This window comes from Streptomyces sp. NPDC059679 (genome assembly GCF_042734105.1).
Classification (GTDB): Bacteria; Actinomycetota; Actinomycetes; order Streptomycetales; family Streptomycetaceae; genus Streptomyces.
In genome coordinates, this window is record NZ_JBHWES010000003.1 from 402,146 (window position 1) to 420,857 (window position 18,712).

Genomic DNA, 18,712 nt, shown 5'->3' on the forward strand with positions numbered 1-18,712 from the left:
GCGAAGGCCGTGAGGGTGAGTCTGCTGCCTGACGCCGGTCCCAGGGAAGCGTTCGCGGAAGCATCATGCGTCCGGGGCGAGTTCTACGAGCGTCTGACCGCCCGGCGCGATGAGCTGTTTCGAGCTGACGGACGCGCTTCTGTGCGCGGGCGTGGCAGCGAAGTCCCCGGTAGACCTGACGCTGCTGCCCGAGCATCGCCGTGGGCGCGGCGCGTTGTACGGCGGCCTCAACCGCGGCCGAGTGGACAACGGCAGACTGGAGGCCCTGCTGGCGGGTATACCGATGCCCCGGTTTCCCGGCGGACGGCTTGTGCTGGCCGTGGACGTCCACCAGGCGCCGAACTCCTCCGGCGTCTCCCACCACTGTCCGCCGGTCTTGAAGCGCCAGATCACGCCCTCGAACTGCGGCCGCAGCCGCTCGGGGTACGGGCCGTACTCGCCGATCGGCAGGTACGGCCCGATGGACTCCCACTCCGCGTCCGTCAGCTGCACTCGCGTCATGGAAGAAGATCTACCGGTCCATGCCTCACCACGAGGGCGAATCGACAGATTGCTCACGACTCGATACGCGCCCTGGACGCCCTGACTGTGGACGACGGGCGGCCCGCGCCCCGCCGCCGTCGGCGAGCAGGTAACCCGCCTACTGCCAGTCGAGGCGCCCGTCGATCACGCGCGGCGCGTTGTCGTCCCCGAAGCCCCGCCCCTCGCACAGCGCGTTGGCGACCTCGGTCAGGTATGCGGCGAAGGTCGCCCTCCCCGGGTTCGGAAGTTCAGCCTCGGCGTAGGTGCCGAGCAGCCCGTACCCCTGGCCGGGGGTGCAGTCGACAAAGCTGCCGTAGAAGCCGTCCGGGTCGATGGTGGTGATCGGCAGGTACCGCTGTCCAGGCTCGTCCTCCAGGTGCGCGGCCGCGAGCGGGCCCTCGAACCACGCTCCCAGGTTCTCCAAGGGGCCGACTCCCTCGCCATCGGGCAGGAAGTATCCGGTCGGCTCGGGGGCATCGGGGGATGCGGGCCAGCCGAAATCCGAGGCTGGCCCCGTGCCATTGCGCACCAGATAGAAGGCGCGCACATCGGCCGGGACCGCCAAGTCGAGATCCTGCTCCAGCGAGCGGACCTCGCCCTCCGTCGCGGGCGCGGGCAACCGCTGGAAGGTGTGGGGCGCATGCTCCTTCAGCCACGTCTCGATCCGCGCCCAGGCGACGAGGGTCTGTTCAGCCCGTATCCGAATCTGATCATCGGTCATGGCCTGGACCATAGCCGCGAGGGATGACACCGGCCCCTGCCCGCTGACAAGCTCTCACCTGGACCACCCATTGATCACGACCCAATGTGTACCGATGGCCGCAGTCAGGGCCGCAGACGACGGGTCTCTCCTGTCTCCAACGCTTCCAAACCTGCCCAGCAGCACGCTCAGCGCATGTCTGCGCCAACTGCGATCTGATGCTCCATTACCAACCGCCACGCTGACCAACTTGCGTGAAGCTGCCGTGACACCCCAGGGAGAGCGCATCCTCCGGGTCGGCAGGAAAGGCGCCTCACAAGGCGTAGATTTGCCCGGTCTGGGCGCCCTCGACGGAGCGGACGTATGCCTGGGCGACCCGGGCGAGGTCGACCGACTGCATGCCGGGGAAGTAGGCCCCGTACTCCCCGAGGCTCTCCGTGAAGACCGTGGGGCTGACCGCATTGACTCGCTGCGGGGCGATCTCGATGGCGGCGGCCCGTACGAAGGCCTCCACGGCACCGTTGGCCATGGAGGCGGCGCTGCCCGTGCGGATGGGCTCGCGGGCCAGCACGCCCGTGATCAGGGTGAAGGAGCCGCGCTCGGCGATGCGGGGGACTCCCTGGCGTACCAGGTCGATCTGACTGAGCACCTTGCCGCGGAAGGCGGACAGATAGTCCTCGGGCGTCATCTCGGTGACCGGCTTGTACGGCACGTCACCGGCGGTGCTGACCACCGCATCCACGCGGCCGGCGTGCTCGTACATCGCGGCGGTCTGGTCGGGGTCGGTGATGTCGCAGCGCAGGTCGCCGCCGCTGCGCGCGACGGCCAGGACCTCGTGACCTCGCTCGGACAGTTCCCTGTGCACGGCCGCACCGAGCGTGCCGGTGGCGCCGATGAGCAGAATCTTCATGCCGGCCACGCTAGGCCCGGGGCCAAGGGCGGGGGAAATACCGTTTGTGCAGTACTTATGCTTGGTGGCTATGAATGTGGAGCTGCGGCATCTGCGGGCCCTTGCCGCCATCGGTGACCAGGGCACCATCAGCGGTGCCGCAGTCGCTCTGCGCATCAGCCAGCCCGCGCTCTCCCGAACCCTGGAGCAGTTGGAACGCCGGATCGGCACACAACTGGTGGAGCGCACGACCCGTCATCTGGCGCTCACCGATGCCGGCCGCCTGCTGCATGAGCGTGCCCACCTGATCCTCAACCAACTGGACGACGCACTGGTGGAGGCTGCGGCGGAGCCACGGACGCTGCGCGTCGGCTTTGCCTGGGCGGCACTTGGTGACCGCACGGTGCCGTTGCTGCGCGCCTGGCGCGAACAACACCCGAAGACCCCGGTGAGAGTGCATCGGCCCGCGGACCCCGAAGCAGCGCTGCGTCGTGGGGAACTGGATGCCGCCATCGTGCGCACTTTGCCGTCGCCCCATGCGGATCTGGTGTCACAGGAGCTCTACCAAGAGCGTCGTCTGGCCGCGGTGCCAGAGGGCACCCCGCTCGCCCTCCGCTCCGCCGTGCACCTTGCGGACCTCATTGACCAGCCGGTCGTGCTCTGCTCCACCGCCGCCAGCGCCACGGCCGATCTGTGGCCCCGCGGCCGGCGACCCCGCACGTTCCAGGTGGCCAACGTCGACGAATGGCTCACCACGATCGCCGCCGGAGACGCAGTCGGTGTCACCGCGCAGGGCACCGAGCACAGCCATCCGCATCCAGGTGTCACCTATCTGCCGATCTCGGATGCCGCTCCGGTGACGGTGCGCCTGGTCCGGCCACGCTCCCCGACTCATCCCGCCACCAGCGCCTTCATCGACCACCTACAGAAGGTGATTGCCACCACCGGGCCAAAGCCGGAGGCGGAAGAGGACAGATGACCCCAAGGCCGCCTCCGCTGCCACCGCCTTCCACCTGCCAGGACATCGGTGCCCTGTGCCGACGTCGGCGGTCCGGAAGGGCGGGGGCCCGGATCCAGGGAAGGCTGATCACGCGGCCTGGGCGAACGACGACATCGTGTTCGACCGGGGACGGCGACCGCGGGTGAGGCGGCGTGTCAGGCGGTGGTCCGCATGATCCGCTTCCTGCCGCCCGGCCCGGCCACACCCGCCTCGACCAGCAACACCGCAGCGGCGCCGCCGGCGGCGGGTACGGACTGCGTCGAAGCTTCGGAGGCATCGCGGCGGCCAGATCTGTGTAGTGCTGGGCGTTCAGTCCGCTGTCACTTCTGCGGACGCACCGAGACGTCCGGCGTGGTGTTCATGTGCGGTCGAATGGCCGGCTTGGGCTCCGGTGGGTCGTTCTGGCCACTTGGTTCGGGCGCGGACTTCCTCCGGGCATCATGGTTCGGCGCCGGGAGCCTGAGGCTGGATGGCGGCTCGTCCGGCAGGCCGACGCGGAAGAGGTGAATTTCGTTCTCGACGATGGCCGCGAGCCGGGCACCGTCGGGCGACCAGGCGAGGGTTTGGGTACGGACCCCGGCCGTCAAGCGATCTGTTGCCGGGCGTCGCATGATGAGTTCACGGTCGGCTACCCGGTAGATGTCGGGTGTGCACTTGCGCTCATCGTTCCAGTCCTCCGTCGCCACGGCCAGGTACGCACCGTCCGGGCTCGCCGCCAGCGAGTTCAGCCAGTCGCCCGGTACGGTGATCGCGTCCAGGATCCTGCCGGTGGCGGGCTCGATCACGTACACCTTCGACTCGTAGGCTACGAACATCCGGGTCTCGTCCGCGCCGAATGCCACGCCCCGGACCCAGCCGGAGGATTCGTCGCCGAGCCGTACGGTGCGATCGGGCGAGGACTTCCCGGAGACGAAGTCCACCCGGCCGCCGTCACCGTACTCGACCCGGAAGCAGCCGGTGCGCGAGCGTACGCGGCCCGGCTCCACCGGAATGTCGGTCTCAGCGTCGGCGTCGAGGTCGTAGGCCCATGGTCGAACCTCGTCGACCGCTTCCTCCTTGAGCGTGACCACATGCCGCCCGGGTACCCACATGATGTCCCGGCCGGCCGAGACAGGTGACACGTGGAGGCGTACGGACAGGTTGTCCATGTCGTAAACGGCCAGTTCGCCGTCCTCGCTGGTGACCGCGAGAAAGCGGCCGTCGTCGGAGAAGGCCGCCACCACGACGTAGTCGGAATAATCGGAGTCGGCGAACGGAGTGAGGACGGCCTCCGGTTCCGTGAGATCCGGTACGTGTGGGGCATCCTCGGAGCGCAACCGATGGGTTGGGTCCGGGTAATATCCGGTCTCCCAGCTCAGGCCGGGCCGCAGATGCTCCAGCCAGCGTTGGTCGGTGACCTGGACCTCGTAGTCGGCCTGCACGAGAAGGTCCTCATCCGGCCAGCTGTCGTCTCGTTGGTGAGTCCCCTCCTCCTGGAGGGCCTGGATGTGCTCCCAGTCCTCGTCGGACGGCGGATGGTTGCGGACGTCGACACGTTCGACGCTTTCGACGAACCACCGGGTGTTCACGGCGAGCCAGCCGTCGTTCTCGAGCTCCCGCCAGGTGAAGAAATCGCCGAGGGAACCGCCGCCGTCGTCCGCGCTCTGCCACAGCAGCGACAGGAAAAAGCCGGGGTCTCCCGGCAGTTCGGCATGCCACCGGCGCTCGACGTCGTAGTCGACAACGAAGATCCGAAATCTCACACGCCGCCGGTCGGGGGCCAGGGCGAGCACTCGCACGCCGTAGAAGGGGCGGATGGACAAAGGCTCTCCCTCGTCTCGAAACCAGCGGACGGTCAGTGTGCGCCGGCGTACTTCAGGGCTGCAACCTCCACGATTTCAGATGGGATCGGGAAAGGTGGTTCCGCCGGGAGACTGACACGGAACACACGGGTTCTCCCAGGACAGGGCCTCGGCGTGGTGACGTGACACTCGGTTGGTGATCACACGAGACCGAGGACGACGAGGGGGCGACGGGAATCGCGGGCGTTGCGGCGGAGGCCGGCCGCGATGTTCTTTACTCCGGCTGTCCGCAGGGCGCCGGCGGCGCCGGTCCATCCTCCTCGCGGAGCCGACGAGGGCGGTGCTGGATGGGTGCTACCGGCTCGTTGAGCTGATCGGGGCCGACGGGCGCGGGCAGGTTGGGAAGGCACATGGCCCCAAGGCCCACCGCCTTGTCGCGGTCAAGGTCCTCACCGGCGACGGCAACGCGGACAGCAATCGGCAGGTGGCCCGGTTCGCCCCGAGAGGCCGCGGTCGTCGGCGGACTCGTGCACCCCAAAACACCGTCACGGTCCACGACTTCGGCTCCCGCAGGTACTCCTGGTGTCGATCGATCAAGCGGAACTGTCGCTCGTCCATGTCACACCAGTCCCGTAGGCGATGAAGTTCACACTGCTGTACCCGCTGCCGCCGCCTGGTGGTTGAGCGGGGGAGGTAAAACCAACACCCAGCACCGCGTTGTAGCCAAGGCTATACGCCTCGATCAGAAGGGCCTCGTAGGCGCCTTCCATCGAGGAACGCACGGCGCCCCAAATGACTTTGCCCTGCGTGTACGGGCGCGACTCATGGCAGAGCGTGCTGGCTTCGACGGCCGCCAGTGCCTTGTCACGAAGCTCTTCGGCCTCCTGCCGCCTCTGGCGGGCGTTGTCCATCCACTTCACGATTCGATTCTGACGCACATTTGGATGAAGTGTCACGGTCAGAGATCGGCAACGCCGATACGGCGGCGCCCATCTCCGAATCTCCGAGCGGTTTCGGGTCACTGCTCTCCGGAGCACGGCGATTCTTTCGCGACACGTACTGGTGGCGGTCTGTAAGCAATCCGTGGGATCCCGACGGCGGTCAAACCACGTGGGTCCAGACGGCGCGGTAGCTCTACGTTGCTGAAGAGCCTGGAGTTCGGGAGGCGTCCTCTGAGGTAACACCAGCGCTGTTCAACAGCCTCCGGTGGTATTTGGAAGACCGCATTGACCTGCCCACCGTCGTCGAGTGCAAGGCCGAGGACAGGCACTTCGCGATGCCTGTCACCATGAGGGCACTGGTGGCCCGGGAGGCTGCGCTCCGAGGCCACGAGCAGCATCTGCAGAAATACTGCGCTTCGTTGGGGCTCTGGTCGGGATGGGCTGAGACCGTCGCGACGGCTCTCCTGGGCGCGTGGGCGTCGACTCTGGGGGAGACAGCCACGCTGGAACCCACAGCACTGAACGTGCTGGTGCGCGAGGCCCCGAGCCACCCACCGTCAGCTCATACCGATGTGGCAGGGCAAGGCCGGGCGCTCTCGGATATTGCTGCTGGACACGCCGCTGGGCGACGGGCTCACACTTCACACCCTGGTCGCTGGCAGACCGCATCCGGAGGAACTGGCACTCGGCGCTGTCTCCGGGGACCCACGCTTGTACACGGTGCTCAGCGCTCTCGCTCCCACAGAGCGGCGAGTTGCCCTGACCTGGGCGCATGAACAGGTGGGCTCTTGGGCAGAGGCGGCTGCCCTGGCCGGGCGCCACCGACCCGGTGGTGTATGGCGAGCGGGTGCGCCGCAAGCTCAAGCGCCTCGGAGCCGGCATGCCGCGCGGGCTGCGGCGGCCCGGCAAACTGCGGAGGGCCGGCGATGACGTCGCGGCGCCCGCGTGTCCTGCCCCCGCTCGGTGCAGGTGCCGTCATACCGCCGGCCGCGCCCGTGCTCGCCGCGGCGCCCTGGTGGGCGGCGCTGCCGGGCTCGCTGCCTGGTGGCCTGGCGCTCGCCCTTCAGGCGTCGCTGCCACGGACATCCAAGGACCGGCTGGCTTGGTGGCGCGACCGGCGCCGCCATCGCGAGGATCTGGCCCGCTCCCGCGCGGCCCAGGTGCGGCCGCTGCCGCCGCCCGCGAACCCGACGACCGGCGGGGCGGCGTAGGTGCAGCCCTCCGCAACGTGGGTGCGCCCCGACTGCGGCTGAAAGTCCTCGGGGTCTTGAGACCAGGTACCTGTGAAGTTCAGCCGCTGCCGGATTCTTACCCGGGCATCGTGTTGACGGCTGGGCCCGGCCGCTGGACACGGCCACGTTGGATCGGTGGCCGGCCGGCGGGCCGGGGAGGCTGGGGTCGACTCTTGAACAGTGTTTCCGACCTGGGCGCGATATGTGGGGGTGCCAGCTTGTCTTTTGACGTGCGGTCCAGATCCAACCCAGCGGGGTGAGACCGAGAGTGCGGGCGACTGACTGGGATGCGTGGTTATCCGCGGTGGTGCTGTAGAAGAGCACGGTCTTGTTGCGGTGTTCGCGCCGGGACCAGGCGGCTACGACGGCCGGGGCGAGGCGCTTGCCGCGGAAGTCGGGACGGGTCCAGATGCCCGCCTCTGCGGTAGAGGCGTTCGATACGGGAGTGAAGCAGATCGACACAGGCTCCCGGTCGTGGACGGCCATGGCCCACTCACCCATGTGGCCGTTGATCAGTTCGTTCCACTCACCGGGCTGCCAGTTATCGGGTCGAATCAGTTGCTGAGCGGCGCTCTGGCCGTCGGTGGTGGAGACGATGACGGACAGCGGGGCTGGGCCGGGGAGGGTGAGACGGTCTGGGAAGACGAAGCACAGGCCACCCTCCACGGACACTCGCCCGGTTGAGAGACGCGGTCAGGTGGTTCAGCGCGTCGGGTAGCCGGCCGGGGCTGTACTCCTGGTCAGCGTCGCTGGTGCTGGGAAGGGCGAGTCCAGGGGCGAGCGCCAGGAGATGTGCTCGGGGGGACCATGCCCAGACTGCCAGTACCGAAGGATCTCTCAGGACCGCTCGGGAGGTGCCGAGGGTCGGCGCGAGACCGTGGTTCGCGTCGGTCTCCAAGGCCAGCAGGCGTCCTTCGTCCCAGCTCATGACCGAGAGGCTACCTTCGTCGGATGGTCCGGGCAGAAGGTTGGCCCCAGGGAGACAGTGGTGTGGCCTTGGTGTGATCGTGTGCGCCGTCGAGAAGCTGTTGATCATGCCATGGCGGTGAGGGTGAGCCTGCTGTACAACGCTGCCCGCGTCGAGTCCCTGACCGTGTTGTCCAGGTTCCAGACCGAGTTCCACGTCTGTCCGACCGCGCGCGAGGATGTGCTGTTCGAGCTGGCCGACGCGATGCTCTGCTCGGATGGGCCGGTGAAGACCCTGGTCGGGTTTGCCCTGGCGCCAGAACACCGCCGAGGACTTGGCGGCCCTATACGCGGTCCTCAACCCCGGAGGGATCGACGTAAGCCGACTGCGGCGAGCCCTGGTTTCCGTGCCGTTACCGAGGGCGGCCGATGGCCGCCTGGTTCCGGCGGGAAACCGTCGACCGGCCGCCGAACACTCCCGGCTTCGTCATTCTGCCCCGCCGCTGGGTGGTCGAGCGGTCGGTTGTCTGGATCATGCATGTCCGTCGACACGCACACGACTACGAACGGCTGATCCAGCACTCCGAGTCGCTGAATCTGAGGGTGGCGGTCACCACCGCCCCCACTTTCAGGTCCAGGATCATATCGGGCCCAGCACCTCTCGGGGTACGGCCGCCAGCTCAAGGGTTTCGAGCGCAGTGAGCAGTTGCCGCTCCTCGTAGCGGAAGTGGTTCTCCATGATCGCGGCGATGCCTTCGAGGTGGCGGTCAAGCTCCTCAGGCGGCGCGGCCCGGTCGACCGCGGTACGGAGGCTGCTGAGCAGGTGGGCGATCATCGAGTGATCCTGCTCAAGCGAGCGGAGCACCGGGCGCAGCTCTGGGTGCGCGGCTGCGATGGCCGGGAACAGAGTACGGTCTTCGCCCTGGTGGTGGCCGTCGAGAGCGGTGCAGAAGCTGTGGCAGTACAGCAGCAGTTCACGGGTGGCGGCCTCACCGGGGGTGCCGTCGGCGAGGGAGGCGCGGGTGACGTACAGCGCTTCCCGTAGTTGGTGGTGCACCCTACGGAGTTCTTGGCTCCACGCAACGAGCCTGGTCGTCTCGCGCTCAGTCACGCGCGAGCGAAGGATGCGACGAAAACATCGTCGGCCCCCTTTGATCCGGCGCCTCCATGCCTGACACGGTCTGCCACCGGCACGCGACGCTTCCGACACACTACCGCACCCGCGGGGTTAACCATCGCCGCAGGTGAACGTAGTCGTATCCGTTGTCCGCGTGGAGCTTGGCAGATCGGCGTCGACGCGCGCCGCGGCGCGAGCGGACGGGAGGTGTCCCTTTCACCAGCGGGATCAGGGCCTGGCTGTCATGCGGCTTGCGCAGTACATCCGGGTGTCACCGGCGGACAGCTGGGCGGGTTCGGGCTGGAGGACCACGTGCACATCGTGGTCCTGGTGCGCCTAGGTAGGGTTGGTCTGGGGCCGGCAGGGGGGCCGGCATCCGCGCCAAGGGTCGCCCCGTTCATGCTCATCTGTAACGCGCTCCTTTGGGACTGGCGCCGCCTTGGCCTGGTCGGCGTCCTCCATGCTGCGTGGGCTGCTGCCTGGATCCCGGGGCACCGGCGGGTCGAATCTGCTGGCAACCGCTCGTAGTTCGGGGTATTGGTCGCGCTTCCAGGCCGGTAGGTGGGCTATTTCCAGTTCTCCGGCGCCCTGGCAGATCGGGCAGAGCCTGTCCTTGTAGCATTCCGGGCAGCGTTCGCGGCCGTGTTGCTCGTTCGGGCACCAGCCACGTCCCTCGCAGACGGGGCACCAGCCCAGTCCGTCGCATTCGTCGCACAGCACATAGCCCCCTCGCACCGTTTCCGGGGTGCGTACCGGGTCCGGGCGGACGAACGGCTCAGGCGTATACAGCGCCATCGCAGGGGTCTGCCCGCTGTAGACGCCCCCTCCGTACCCCCGCTGGATGCGCACCCGCACCCGGAACCCGTCCCGGTCGGCGGTGACGGTGGTCAACTCCGTGTCGCTGCCCGCATCTGTCACGTCGTCGGTGACCTGCCAGCCCGCCGAGGTGAGCAGCGATGCCGCGCGGGTGGCCAGGGTGGCGTCGTAGTGCTCGGTCGGGTGTTCGATACGGGCGGTGGCATGGTATTGGTACAACAACGGCTCGTGCCAGTCGACGATGAACGGATCAGAGGGCAGGTAGAGGTCCGGATCTTGGGCGGGAGTGAGCTGCGCGGCCAGCCGGTGCAGTTCCGCACACAACCATTCGGCCGCCCGGTCCAACTCCTGGCGCGCACCCTCGATCTCCGCCATCTGGACACCCCTGCCATCAGGCCGCGGCCACAGCGACTCGTGGCACGCTGCGTTCCGTCATCCGTCCACAAAGCGGTGGAAGTGGAAACCCTGGCAGTCCGGGTCCTGCAATGGGCAGGCGGGATGTGGGGTGCGGTCCGCCTTGGGCGCCGACGGCTCGGGATCCCAGTATCCTGGCCTTGGCGCGGGTACCCCGAACGCGGTGCACAAGCAGTCGTCCGTGCAGGAGCCGGAGAACACCGGGTCGCCATGACGGTAGCGCGGATGGCCGCACCGGCAGGTGAACGTCGCCCAACTCGCCATCCGGCCCCCCGTCCGCAGCAACTCTCGCCCCCCCCGTTCAGGGTAGCGATGAGGTCATGGAAGGGGGAGCCCTTGACCACATTCCGGCGCCGAAGTCAATGAGTGCGCCAGAAGCCGGAGGCTCGCACTGCGGGCGGACCGACGCCCGGGATCGCATCGTCCGCGCACCGCCGATCACGTCATCGAGGGTCTGCGCCCGGATCGGCCCGAGGTTCACACCGCGGGGCTTTTGGCGCGACGTTGCGCCGTAGACCGGACCGAGTTCGCCGTTGGCGTCGGCCCATTCGTCTCAGATGGTGATGCCGTGTTCCTGTAGCCAGCCGATGTTCGAGTCGCCTCGCAGGAACCACAGCAGTTCGTACACGGCAGCATCGGGGTTCAGGTGCCGCTCTCGGCGTCGTGCGTGAGGGTGCTGTGGCGGAGCTGGCGCAGGTTCCAGCTGTCCAGGTGCTCGCTGTCCTCGGGCGGGGCAAGCGGGTTGGCCGGCAGGCGGGTGTTCTCCTCGGGCATCCCCTCGGTCCGCGGGTAGGGCAGCGAGTCCGGCCGGTCTTCGGACATACATCGGGCGTCGGCGTCCCGGTCGGGGCCCACAGATCCTCGACGTGCAGGCAGCAACCTCATCGGCCCGGGCGGGGGACTCGTAACAACCCTGCGGTTCAGAAGGGGATGTGGCCGAGGATGTCGAGGACGGCTCGGCAGCTCCGTCTCAGGGGGCAGAGGCGGCTACCGTGGCCGTGCCACACGAAGGAGGCCCAGCGTGACGATCCAGCGGATGGACAACGTCCTCATCGTCGTCGACGACCTTGAGCCCGTCATTGCGTTCTTCGTCGAACTCGGCATGGAGCTCGAGGGTAAGGGGCCACTCGAATGGCGCGGGGCGGAGCGCGTCATCGGGCTCGATGACGTCCGGCAGGACATCGCCGTGCTGCGGGTCCCGGACGGCCACGGGCGAGTAGAGCTGGCGAAGTTCCACAGGCCAAAGGCCATCGCCCCCGAGCCGAAAGAAGCGCCGGCGAACACGCTCGGCCTTCGGCGCATCATGTTTGCCGTCGACGACATCGAGGACGTCGTTGCCCGCCTGCGGGCCCACGGTGCCGAACTCGTCGGCGAGATCGTGCAGTACGAGAACGTCTACCGGCTCTGCTACGTCCGCGGGCCCGAGGGCATCGTCGTCGGACTCGCCGAGCAGCTCAGCTGAAGGCCGCCAAAGGGGCGTGCACCCACAGGGCAGGCGATCCCGGCCCCGCGCCGGCTGAACTTTCGGCTGCCACGCATGTCGGCACGGCCTGAGGGTGCTCTTGAATCAGGGCGTGATGGGCTTGCGCCGCATATCCGACCTCGAGCTGCTGCAGACCCATGTTCAGGCCAAGGAGTTCGACCTCCTCAAGGTCATCGCCGAGGGCGACGATCTGGTGCTCATCGGGCGCATGGTCTCCGAGTTCAAGAAGACCGGCCGGGACATCGACACCGAGTTCGCCCTGCACACTACGGTCCGGGAGGGGCGGATCACCCGGTACCACCTCTACGAGGACAGCTACGCCGTCGCCAAGGCCTACTTCGGCGACTGATCGTCCGGCGGTCTCGCTCAGTTTGTCTTTCAACCTCCGGCCTCGAACGTCGCATCGCACGCGCTCACTCGTCCGGGGATTCGCCGGGCAGGGTGGACGGCCTTCGCATGATCATGCGTGCCGCCACGGAACCACGTTCATGTGGACGCCGCAGAGGTGAGCTTGCTGCACCACGATGCCCGGCGGGACGCGTTCGACTTCGTGTCACACTTCCGGGACGACTTCTACTCGTGCCTGATCCGGCGCAGTGACGCGCTGTTCGAGCTCACGGATGCGATGCTCTGTAAGGACGGACCGGTGCCTCGCACAACGCGCCGGTTTCGAGAAACCTTCTGCGAGTGGCGACCTGAGGAAACGTGGTCGTCTCCGGAACTCTCGCAGAACTCTCGCATCCGGTCATTTGCGAGAGTCGAGGCCATCGGCCTTGGAGCGCTGTCACGACAGCGGGGCCTGATCGTGTGTGGTGGTGAAGCGCTTGCGGTACTCGGTGGGCGTGAGCCCAGATGGCGGGCGAAGGCGCGGCGCAGGGTCTCGTCGCTGCCGAGGCCGCTGTGGTGGGCGGCGGAGGTGATGCTGGGTCCGTCGAGGAGGAGTCGCTGGGCACGGTCGAGACGCACGCGCTCGACCCAGCGGGCGGGGGTGGTGTGCGGTTCGGTCTGGAACAGCCGGTCATGGCCGTCCCGGCGGGCGGTGGGTGCTGACGGCGGCGGATGCGGCCATGGCGGGCAGGCTGTGGTCGGCGGTGGGATCGGCGAGCACGGAGACAGTCAGCGTGCGCAGCAGGTCGCTGCGTGCGGGTGGGGTGGCCAGTGCGGTGGAGAACTGGGACTGGCCCCGGGACGCTGCATGAACACGACCAGCTCGCGTGCGGTGTCGGGACCGTGGTCGTGTTCTACCGGCGCCAGCGCCAGGCTGATGCCCGCACTGATGCCTGCTGAGGTGATGTAGCGGCCGTCATGAATATGCAGGGCGTCTGGTTCGACGTGCACGCGAGGGTGGCGGCGGGCGAGGGCGCGGGCGTGGCGCCAGTGGGTGGTGGCCCAGCGGTCGTCGAGTAGGCCGAGTGCGGCCAGGACGAAGGCGCCGCTGCAGACCGAGTCGACCCGTGCCGTCTGAGCGGCGAGGGCGTCGGCCGCGGCCAGCAGTTCCTCCTGGGGCCCTGGTCGGCGAGGTGGTCGGCCCCGGCGACCACGAGGGTGCTGACGGGCCCGGCATCGGCCGCGGCGGTGGTGCCCGCCAGCACCGGCCCGCTGGACGTCGTGACGTCCCCGCCGCGGGGCAGGACCAGGGCACAGGTGTAGGGGTGCCCGAGTCGGCCGGCCTGGTGCAGCACCTCCAGGGGGCCGCTGACGTCGAGCAGGGTCACGCCGTCGAACACGAGGAAGGCGATCCGATGCGTCATGTCTGAATCTGTGGTTCATGTGGCTGGACAGACACGGCGCCAGCCTATGGCACGGGCGAGGTGGAGGAGTCCATCGATCAGGTGCCAAGGAGAGGAAACCCTGATGAGAGAGACGATCGCAAGTGTGCGATCCCGGACGGCGCCCTGGCGCGTGAGGCGACCGAGCTGGTGCGCGAGGTCAGCCCGCCGCTGCTGTTCGACCACTCGCGCCGGGTGTTCTTGTTCGGGGCGCTGCGCGGCGCCGAGCAAGGGCTGGACTTCGACCCTGAGGTGCTGTGCGTGGGGGCGATGTTCCACGACCTGGGGCTGACGGAACGCTTTCGCCGTACCGACCAGCGCTTCGAGATCGACGGCGCCGACGAGGCCCGCCGCTTCCTGCAGACCCACGGCATCACCGGTGAGCCGGCCGAGCGGGTGTGGACGGCCATCGCCTTGCACACCACCCCGGAGATCCCGCTGCACATGGCGCCCGAGATTGCCCTGGTCACCCGCGGCGTGGAACTGGATGTCCTGGGCATCGGCTACCACGCGGTCTCCGACGAGCAGCGCGCTGCGGTGATCGCCGCCCATCCCCGCCCCGATTTCAAGAAACCGGATCCTCGCCGTGTGCACCGAGGGCATCAAGGACCGCCCGAACACCACGTTCGGCAACGTCAAGGCCGACGTCCTCGCCCACTTCGTCCCCGGCTTTCGCCGCGGCGACTTCGTCGACGTCATCAAGGGCTTCGACTGGGCCGAATGACGCCCTCTGCTACGGACAGCGCAGCTCGGCGCGTACGAACGACAGACGTGCGGGCGGGCCGCCCACATGCCGGCCCGCCATCGGCTCAACGGCTGCCTTCAACGACCTGCGTACCGCCCGAGCAGGTGCGGCAGGTCGATCTTCGGGAGTATCTTCTCGACGCGGCTGCGCAGCCGGGCCAGGGACCCCGGCTCGCCAAGCGCACCGAGCTTGTCGACGTTCAGCTTCACCCGGCCGCCCTCGGTCGTCTCGATGTTGGCCCTCGCGGCCGCCCCCGCCTCCGCGAGGCGTTCCGCGAGCTGCTTCCAGCCCGCGTCCAGGCCCCGCACCAGCTCCGCCAGGTGCTCCTCGATGGGCATCTCCAGGCTCAGCCCGGCGAGGACGTCCTCGCGTACGGCCTCCCACTCTGGGCCGTCCAGCAGCCGGGCCCGGCCCGGGGGTCGGACCAGCGGTGCGAGGGCGCGGCGAACACGTCGCGGCGCATCAGGGCGCGGTGGAGTCGCTCCAGCACGCACACCACACCACGTACGCGTCCCGGATCGACCGACCCCTGCGGCAGGTCGGGGCTGGCGTGGACCGCCTTGCGCCACGCGGGCGGCACGAACTTGTCGTCCACCTCACGCGGCAGCAGCGGCTTGACGCTCGCCCCCGCCGGGCCGGGGCGGGAGGCGGCGTACCCGGCCAGCACCGGGGCGCCGCCCGTGGCCGCGCTCAGTGCCTTCGACTCGCCCAGCAGCGCGAGGAACGGCTTGACCGTGGCGTACCGGGTGGCCAGGGCCGACCGCATAGCTGTCCCGGCCGCGTCCTCGTCTGCGTCCTCGGGGCACAGGGTCACCAGGGTGGCTGCCGAGGACAGCACCGCGGCCCGGTGTGCGACCTCCTTTACTGCCGCCCGGAGTGCGGCCACGTCCAAGTTCGCGCCGTGCTCCTCGAACAGCACCTTCGGCGCACGGGCAAGCGTCCTCGACGCCTTCTCCAACTGCGGCAGTGTCGAGAGCCGTTCCTTCTCCGTCGCGCGCTTCGCCGTGCTGATCAGCCGGGTAGCCATGAGGACCTGGAACGGTTCCAATGCCTCGTCGACCGCCTTCGCCCCCAGATGGCGCATCACCGCGGTGAGCATCGCCGTACGCTTCGGCTCCGCGGCCCGCTCCAGCAGCAGCCCCTTCGACCCGAGCGCGTACCGGGCCGGCCCAGCCAGCCGGTTCGGCGGGATCTGCGACAGCCGCAGCCGCCCGAGCTGGAACGTGCCGACTCGTCCACCCTCTCCAGCGCGCGGGCGAGCGCGGTGCCCGTCGTCCGCTTCGGCGGCCGGTGCAGCCGCTCCAGCTCCGAGAACCGCGCGGCCTCCGGTGTCACGAGCGTCGCCACCAGGTGCCCGGGCAGTGCCGGGTCCGCCCGGCGGGCGGCCTCGGCGACCCTGGCGTGCAGGCGCTTCTCCGCGACCTTTCTCGCCTCGGACACCTTGCCGGGCCGGCATCGAGACACCGCGCAGCGGCACCCGGTGACGGCGCGGCCAGCCCACCGGCTGATGGAGCAGCGTCTGCCGCCGCTCGGTGTACCGCTTCACTCCGACGGGTCCTCGATGCCGAGCTGCGCGCCATTGGGGGCGGGTGGTCGGGATGCCGAGGGAGACAGGTACCTGGCGTGTCAGGCGAGCTGCGTCAGCTCGCTTGGTGCGGACGAAGGTCAGGGTCATGCCGACGCCTTCGATCTGGCCGAGCCACTGCTCTTCTTCGGCTCGCTTGTGGTGGAGGATCAAGTCCTTCTCGATCTCGGCGAGTCGCGGCGGCATCTTCGGGTTGACCCGCGGCATCGGGCATCGGAAGCAAGCGTGCCCGTGCTGAGAGGGCGATCCGTAGGGGCGAGCGCAGTTGCCGAGCTCGACCTTGCGCTTGTCGCGGTGCTCCTCGAACTCTGCCTACTCCTCGGGGGACATCGACGTACTCGTGTTCGGTACGCATGGCTCGGCGGTGGTTCAAGAACTCGTGGTAGTGCTTGACGATGCCCTCGGCGAAGACCGCGACATACCCCTGTGTCGTCCGGAGATTCAGGGGTCCGAGAAGGGCAGCGCCGATGTGGATCGGCAGGCCGCCGTTGATGATCTCGGCCGCGAAGAAATGACTTGTGTCCGCAGAGACTGTGCGCGGGTGACCCCGTGTGGCGATTGAGCGTCGTAACTGCGGACTCTTTCGCGACGCAGGCAGCGGGATGTGTTGCATTCCGACACCGTCGATGTGATGCCTACCACCCTCTGGGTGCTTCGGGTCGGGCATGCGCGATCATGACCGGATGGACGCCCGTTTCCTTGGCATCGCTGAGCTGGTCGAAGCCCCGTCCGTGGCGGTCGTGGTCGACGTCATGCGTGCTTTCACGGTGGCCGCCTGGGCCTTTGCCCAGGGGGCGGAGAAGATCGTTCTTGCTGAGTCGCTGGACGAAGCCCTGGCGCTCAAGGCTCGCCACCCGGATTGGGTGGCGCTCAAAGACGGTCCGCCGACGCCCGGGTTCGACACTGTCAACTCGCCGGGCCTGCTGCGATCTGTTGACCTTGGCGGACGGACCGTTGTGCAGAAGACCACGGCAGGGACGGTCGGCGCCCTCGCGGTCAAGGAGGCGTCGCTGGTGCTGTGCGCCAGCTTCGTGGTGGCGGAGGCAACGGCGCGGCTCTTGCGGACACGCGAGTGTGACAGTGTCACGTTCGTGGTCACGGGCGACGACGGGCACGCCGATGAAGATCTGGCGTGCGCTCAATACATTGCTCGCAGGGCCACCGAGACTGGAACGGATGCAGCTGAGTTCCTTCGCCGCGCCGGCGAGTCGCGCGCCGCTGCCGAGTTGGCGGAGGGTGTGCGCCAAGGAGTCCATCCTGATGACGTCGCACTCTGTCTTGAGCTTGACCGGTTTCCCTTTGCCATGGTGGCGGCCTTGGAAGACTCGCTCATGGCCCTCCGTCCGTGCGCGGTGCCTTCGCTGACCGACGAGGCTTCGATCTGATCGCTGGTGAGGTCCGACTCTCGCCATGCGAGAGTCGGCATCCGCTCGGATGATCCGAAGTGGATCGAGCCGTTCTGCGGGTTGAGCCAGTCGCAGTTCGAGAAGCTGGTGGGACTGTTGCGTCGCTGTGGCGGTGATGTTCAGCGGGGCGTCCGTGGCGTTTGTCGCCGGCGGACCGGGTGTTGCTGATTGCTACATACTGGCGGGCGAACCTCACGTTGCGGCAGGTCGAGCCGCTGTTCGGGATCTCGGAGTCCGCGGCCGATCGGATCCCGGACCGTGTCGCCCCACTCATGGCGATCTCGCCGACCCACCGGCCGCGCAAGGACACCGTGTACATCGTGGATGGCGCGCTGGTGCCAACCCGCGACGACCGCGGTATCTCCGCATCGAGCAAGAACTACCTGTACTCGACGAACCTGCAGGTCGTCATCAACGCCAACAGCCGCCTTGTGGCGGCCATCCCGCTGCCCGGCAGCCGTAACGACTGCCGGGCGTTCATCGAATCCGGGGTTGCCCGGGCCTGTCGCGGGGCTCCGAGCCTCGCCGACGGCGGCTATCTTGCCCCATTTGTGACAGCCTTCAGGTGTTCACGGTCCAGTGGGCGTTCACGGTCCAGGGCAGATGCGCGGGCGTGACGGCGAGTTCGTCCTGGATGCTTGGCAGTGCGATGTTCACGGACGAGTCGTCCAGCACCTGCAGTAGCTGGGCTGGCGCGATCACCAGCGGCGGGGCCATCTCACTGTCACCTTGCGCCGATTCCGTGATGCCAGGGATTACGGGTATCGCGGGCGTATCGAAAATCGCATACGCCACCACAACGGCCCTCCGTCTCCAATGGGGGCATGAACCACCACGCATCCCTGTCAGCACCGCTCCGCCGTACGCGCTGGATCGTGCTCCTCAGCCTGGCGATCCTCGGCATGGCGAGCGCTGTGTTCGTCGTGTGGCGGCCGCTCATGATGGCGGCTCCGATGTGCATGGCCGGGCGGTGGCACGGCTGCTTCGATACGTTCAACGGTGTGGTGCTCATCACGTTGGTCGCGCTGCCGTTGGCCGCGCTGGTGGTGTGGGCGCTGGCACACTGTCGGCGTGCCGCCGGCTTCGCATCGGCGTGGCGGATGTCGCTGGCCGAGGTGGGCATGGTTCACGGGACGGTGCCGTTCCTATGGATGACCATGATGCCGGGCGCCGAGCCCGGCACCGCTCCGCGCCGGGTGAGCCTGGTACCGCTGCGGGACCTGGTCACGATGGGGCCGGGCGGGATCGTCGGCAACCTGCTGATTTTCGCGGCGCTGGGGTTCTTCGCCCCGATGCGGTTCGCGGCGCTGGTGGTGACTCGCGTGAAAGTGGCCAGAACAGTTCGCGTGAAAATGTCCAGCTGAAAAGCTGCGTTGACCTGTGCTTCTGCCGTAGTTGCCGTCTTG

The 18,712-nt window shown here is 68.3% G+C and carries 14 protein-coding genes and 11 pseudogenes; 11 read left to right on the forward strand and 14 right to left on the reverse strand.

Features of this window, described 5'->3' with window-relative positions; translation table 11 throughout:
- Window positions 1-15: 15 nt before the first annotated feature.
- Window positions 16-328 (forward strand): annotated as a pseudogene (locus tag ACFV2X_RS06725) (transposase); the annotation flags it as partial.
- On the opposite strand, the pseudogene ACFV2X_RS06730 reads toward ACFV2X_RS06725, so the two are convergent.
- The 3 genes and pseudogenes from ACFV2X_RS06730 to ACFV2X_RS06740 form a co-directional block, all read right to left on the reverse strand.
- Window positions 325-501, reverse strand: a pseudogene (locus tag ACFV2X_RS06730) (transposase); the annotation flags it as partial. The pseudogenes ACFV2X_RS06725 and ACFV2X_RS06730 overlap by 4 nt on opposite strands.
- A gap of 139 nt (window positions 502-640) precedes the next feature.
- Window positions 641-1,243, reverse strand: coding sequence for an SMI1/KNR4 family protein (locus ACFV2X_RS06735; protein ID WP_385612294.1), 603 nt, complete (start codon window positions 1,241-1,243; stop codon window positions 641-643).
- A 292-nt stretch (window positions 1,244-1,535) separates the two neighbouring features.
- On the reverse strand, window positions 1,536-2,132 hold the full coding sequence (locus tag ACFV2X_RS06740) for a short chain dehydrogenase (RefSeq protein WP_385612297.1): 597 nt from the start codon (window positions 2,130-2,132) through the stop codon (window positions 1,536-1,538).
- 70 nt (window positions 2,133-2,202) lie between these two features.
- On the opposite strand from ACFV2X_RS06740, the gene ACFV2X_RS06745 reads away from it, so the two are divergent.
- Window positions 2,203-3,090, forward strand: coding sequence for a LysR family transcriptional regulator (locus tag ACFV2X_RS06745; protein WP_385612300.1), 888 nt, complete (start codon window positions 2,203-2,205; stop codon window positions 3,088-3,090).
- A gap of 341 nt (window positions 3,091-3,431) precedes the next feature.
- On the opposite strand, the gene ACFV2X_RS06750 is transcribed toward ACFV2X_RS06745, so the two are convergent.
- Window positions 3,432-4,913: a WD40 repeat domain-containing protein gene (locus ACFV2X_RS06750; RefSeq protein ID WP_385612303.1), complete on the reverse strand. Its 1,482-nt coding sequence runs from the start codon at window positions 4,911-4,913 to the stop codon at window positions 3,432-3,434.
- 572 nt (window positions 4,914-5,485) lie between these two features.
- Window positions 5,486-5,812, reverse strand: a complete 327-nt coding sequence (locus ACFV2X_RS06755) for a hypothetical protein (RefSeq protein WP_385612306.1) — start codon at window positions 5,810-5,812, stop codon at window positions 5,486-5,488.
- A gap of 947 nt (window positions 5,813-6,759) precedes the next feature.
- Between ACFV2X_RS06755 and ACFV2X_RS06760 the strand changes: the two genes are divergently transcribed.
- Window positions 6,760-7,044: a hypothetical protein gene (locus ACFV2X_RS06760; protein ID WP_385612373.1), complete on the forward strand. Its 285-nt coding sequence runs from the start codon at window positions 6,760-6,762 to the stop codon at window positions 7,042-7,044.
- A gap of 339 nt (window positions 7,045-7,383) precedes the next feature.
- Here the strand turns inward: ACFV2X_RS06760 and ACFV2X_RS06765 are convergent.
- Window positions 7,384-7,566 (reverse strand): annotated as a pseudogene (locus ACFV2X_RS06765) (hypothetical protein); the annotation flags it as partial.
- Between the two features lie 538 nt (window positions 7,567-8,104).
- Here ACFV2X_RS06765 and ACFV2X_RS06770 point away from each other — a divergent pair.
- Together ACFV2X_RS06770 and ACFV2X_RS06775 are read left to right on the forward strand one after the other, a co-directional pair.
- Window positions 8,105-8,420, forward strand: a pseudogene (locus ACFV2X_RS06770) (transposase); the annotation flags it as partial.
- 4 nt (window positions 8,421-8,424) lie between these two features.
- A pseudogene (locus tag ACFV2X_RS06775) lies at window positions 8,425-8,566 on the forward strand (IS5/IS1182 family transposase); the annotation flags it as partial.
- Between the two features lie 45 nt (window positions 8,567-8,611).
- On the opposite strand, the gene ACFV2X_RS06780 reads toward ACFV2X_RS06775, so the two are convergent.
- From ACFV2X_RS06780 to ACFV2X_RS06800, 5 genes and pseudogenes are all read right to left on the reverse strand, one after another.
- The gene (locus ACFV2X_RS06780; protein ID WP_385612308.1) at window positions 8,612-9,082 is read right to left on the reverse strand and encodes a hemerythrin domain-containing protein; all 471 of its coding nucleotides are present in this window, start codon (window positions 9,080-9,082) and stop codon (window positions 8,612-8,614) included.
- Window positions 9,083-9,191: 109 nt separating this feature from the next.
- A pseudogene (locus ACFV2X_RS06785) lies at window positions 9,192-9,335 on the reverse strand (IS5/IS1182 family transposase); the annotation flags it as partial.
- A gap of 89 nt (window positions 9,336-9,424) precedes the next feature.
- Window positions 9,425-10,279 (reverse strand): hypothetical protein, encoded by an 855-nt coding sequence (locus tag ACFV2X_RS06790; protein ID WP_385612311.1) that lies wholly within the window; start codon window positions 10,277-10,279, stop codon window positions 9,425-9,427.
- A gap of 526 nt (window positions 10,280-10,805) precedes the next feature.
- Window positions 10,806-10,952 (reverse strand): annotated as a pseudogene (locus tag ACFV2X_RS06795) (thymidylate synthase); the annotation flags it as partial.
- Window positions 10,953-10,960: 8 nt separating this feature from the next.
- Window positions 10,961-11,140, reverse strand: a complete 180-nt coding sequence (locus tag ACFV2X_RS06800) for a hypothetical protein (protein WP_385612375.1) — start codon at window positions 11,138-11,140, stop codon at window positions 10,961-10,963.
- A 199-nt stretch (window positions 11,141-11,339) separates the two neighbouring features.
- Between ACFV2X_RS06800 and ACFV2X_RS06805 the strand changes: the two genes are divergently transcribed.
- The gene (locus ACFV2X_RS06805) at window positions 11,340-11,780 is read left to right on the forward strand and encodes a VOC family protein (RefSeq protein ID WP_385612314.1); all 441 of its coding nucleotides are present in this window, start codon (window positions 11,340-11,342) and stop codon (window positions 11,778-11,780) included.
- Window positions 11,781-11,892: 112 nt separating this feature from the next.
- Window positions 11,893-12,150, forward strand: a complete 258-nt coding sequence (locus tag ACFV2X_RS06810) for a nuclear transport factor 2 family protein (protein ID WP_385612317.1) — start codon at window positions 11,893-11,895, stop codon at window positions 12,148-12,150.
- Window positions 12,151-12,585: 435 nt separating this feature from the next.
- Here ACFV2X_RS06810 and ACFV2X_RS06815 read toward each other — a convergent pair.
- Window positions 12,586-13,552, reverse strand: a pseudogene (locus ACFV2X_RS06815) (GlxA family transcriptional regulator).
- Window positions 13,553-13,655: 103 nt separating this feature from the next.
- Here ACFV2X_RS06815 and ACFV2X_RS06820 point away from each other — a divergent pair.
- A pseudogene (locus tag ACFV2X_RS06820) lies at window positions 13,656-14,294 on the forward strand (HD domain-containing protein).
- 119 nt (window positions 14,295-14,413) lie between these two features.
- Here ACFV2X_RS06820 and ACFV2X_RS06825 read toward each other — a convergent pair.
- Window positions 14,414-15,890, reverse strand: a pseudogene (locus tag ACFV2X_RS06825) (Tn3 family transposase); the annotation flags it as partial.
- Between the two features lie 693 nt (window positions 15,891-16,583).
- On the opposite strand from ACFV2X_RS06825, the gene ACFV2X_RS06830 reads away from it, so the two are divergent.
- Entirely contained in the window at window positions 16,584-17,285 is a 702-nt protein-coding gene (locus tag ACFV2X_RS06830; protein ID WP_385612320.1) for a 2-phosphosulfolactate phosphatase, read from the forward strand.
- Between the two features lie 39 nt (window positions 17,286-17,324).
- Window positions 17,325-17,845: pseudogene (locus ACFV2X_RS06835) on the forward strand (transposase family protein); the annotation flags it as partial.
- A gap of 22 nt (window positions 17,846-17,867) precedes the next feature.
- Here ACFV2X_RS06835 and ACFV2X_RS06840 read toward each other — a convergent pair.
- The gene (locus ACFV2X_RS06840; protein WP_385612323.1) at window positions 17,868-18,023 is read right to left on the reverse strand and encodes a hypothetical protein; all 156 of its coding nucleotides are present in this window, start codon (window positions 18,021-18,023) and stop codon (window positions 17,868-17,870) included.
- A gap of 107 nt (window positions 18,024-18,130) precedes the next feature.
- Here ACFV2X_RS06840 and ACFV2X_RS06845 point away from each other — a divergent pair, with 107 nt between their 5' ends.
- On the forward strand, window positions 18,131-18,670 hold the full coding sequence (locus tag ACFV2X_RS06845) for a VanZ family protein (RefSeq protein WP_385612326.1): 540 nt from the start codon (window positions 18,131-18,133) through the stop codon (window positions 18,668-18,670).
- Window positions 18,671-18,712: the final 42 nt, after the last annotated feature.

What these genes read in the sequence shown, in the direction of transcription:
- ACFV2X_RS06735 (WP_385612294.1), bottom strand. Translation starts at nt 1,243, where the DNA reads ATGACCGATGATCAGATTCGGATACGGGCTGAACAGACCCTCGTCGCC.
- ACFV2X_RS06740 (WP_385612297.1), bottom strand. Translation starts at nt 2,132, where the DNA reads ATGAAGATTCTGCTCATCGGCGCCACCGGCACGCTCGGTGCGGCCGTG.
- ACFV2X_RS06745 (WP_385612300.1), top strand. Translation starts at nt 2,203, where the DNA reads ATGAATGTGGAGCTGCGGCATCTGCGGGCCCTTGCCGCCATCGGTGAC.
- ACFV2X_RS06760 (WP_385612373.1), top strand. Translation starts at nt 6,760, where the DNA reads ATGACGTCGCGGCGCCCGCGTGTCCTGCCCCCGCTCGGTGCAGGTGCC.
- ACFV2X_RS06790 (WP_385612311.1), bottom strand. Translation starts at nt 10,279, where the DNA reads ATGGCGGAGATCGAGGGTGCGCGCCAGGAGTTGGACCGGGCGGCCGAA.
- ACFV2X_RS06800 (WP_385612375.1), bottom strand. Translation starts at nt 11,140, where the DNA reads ATGTCCGAAGACCGGCCGGACTCGCTGCCCTACCCGCGGACCGAGGGG.
- ACFV2X_RS06830 (WP_385612320.1), top strand. Translation starts at nt 16,584, where the DNA reads ATGGACGCCCGTTTCCTTGGCATCGCTGAGCTGGTCGAAGCCCCGTCC.
- ACFV2X_RS06840 (WP_385612323.1), bottom strand. Translation starts at nt 18,023, where the DNA reads ATGGCCCCGCCGCTGGTGATCGCGCCAGCCCAGCTACTGCAGGTGCTG.
- ACFV2X_RS06845 (WP_385612326.1), top strand. Translation starts at nt 18,131, where the DNA reads ATGAACCACCACGCATCCCTGTCAGCACCGCTCCGCCGTACGCGCTGG.